The following is a 1414-nucleotide window of genomic DNA, read 5'->3' on the forward strand; positions in this document are numbered from 1 at the left end:
AGCTGTCTCTTGATCACAAGTCTGGCTCAAGAGATTTTGCTAAATCGTAGCCTTCCAGGATGGCTTGTAACTTAAGCCATCCTTGCCATAACACTTTCACAGATGCACGCCCTGTGCGCTTGGTATCTTTCCAGCCTCCTAACTTTGCCAGTTCCTGATACGCCCATGACATATTTGGAGCAGTTTCAGGCAATGGTGTTTTTATTCTCTTTAACCACAATAACTTCCATGCTTTGGGAGATAACAGTTGTTCACAACTTGGAGAATCAGGCTGCTCATTGGTGAACTTTAGTTGCAATATTCGCGTCGCAATAAAGCCATTAATCGTCACCAATCTTTCCATGTTATCTTGGCTTTGAAGGCGTAAACTTTCGATATCCGTACCATCACTTTTCCAGACTTTATGGTATTCCTCTACAAGCCAACGGTGCTCATAGTAGGTGATGATAGCTAAGGCGTCTTCTTTGCTGGTGACTGGTTCACTGGTTAATAGGTGCCAGCTTAAGCCGTTCTTAGCGTTTCCTCGCTCTGCACAGCCGACATAGTAAACTGGGAGGGAGTGTCCTTTCTTATTGTAAGGCGCTTTGAGTGTCACTGGCGCATAGGTGATATCCAGTGTTGCGCTTCGGGCTTTTCTTCCTCCTTTTTGTGCAATGTGGATGTGTTTGGTGCCTGCACTCATCAGCTCGCTTGCAAACGCATAGAGCTTATCCTCACCTTCTTCAATATGACGACTTTGCATCGAGCGTACGACGAATCGTTGCTGCTCGGTTAGTTTATACTGCAAGTATTCGTAGATGTCCGCTTCGCGGTCACACACCGATATCACGTTCGCCATTTGTCCTTGCAGCCGCTCTGCCATCGCTCGTGACGCTGACTCCCACTTGTAACTTTCTTTTTCTTCGTAAGAAGTCGTCGCGTGTTTTTCTCTTTTTCCAATCGTGTTGATATCACGACTCCAGCGAGACTGTTCAATTAATCCCACAACTTGCTTTGTGTCTGGCGCAAACAGTAATACGCTATGAGCTAACAAGCCTCGTTGTTTTGCTCCTCGTCCGACATGACCCAAATCATCTCGAATGGAGGAATGTTTATAAATTAGTGTGGTCGTGTCTTCTAATGCGAGCAATAAGTTATGACTTTTTGCTTGTTCAACCGTGGCTTTAAAGCCTGACTCGGCTATAGCCGTTGCGTCAATATTCTCGTTGCGAATAAAGCGGTAGGCACCTTCCATATCGGCGGGGGATTGAGTGATGTTCACAAGTGGTTTTCCTGGTTCATTTGCAAGCGTTGATGCTAACTTTACCAGACGCGCTGTTCTTCTTGGATCACCTAAGTCCGATTTACCGAATTGTTGTTTTGCCCAATGAGTATGTTCGTTAATCATAATGTGCCCTCAAACAAGATTTGAAGA

General features: G+C 45.3%; 1 protein-coding gene. It reads right to left on the reverse strand.

Annotated elements, in window-relative coordinates; all coding sequences use genetic code 11:
- Window positions 1–13 precede the first annotated feature (13 nt).
- Window positions 14–1387 (reverse strand): IS4 family transposase, encoded by a 1374-nt coding sequence (locus tag I6F66_RS20570; RefSeq protein ID WP_165729610.1) that lies wholly within the window; start codon window positions 1385–1387, stop codon window positions 14–16.
- Between the last annotated feature and the right edge of the window lie 27 nt (window positions 1388–1414).

This window comes from Pseudoalteromonas sp. NZS100_1, assembly GCF_015864285.1.
Taxonomy (GTDB): Bacteria; Pseudomonadota; Gammaproteobacteria; order Enterobacterales; family Alteromonadaceae; genus Pseudoalteromonas; species Pseudoalteromonas arctica.

Bases quoted from the DNA above. Each gene is read 5' to 3' on its own strand.
- I6F66_RS20570 (WP_165729610.1), bottom strand. From the start codon at position 1,387: ATGATTAACGAACATACTCATTGGGCAAAACAACAATTCGGTAAATCG.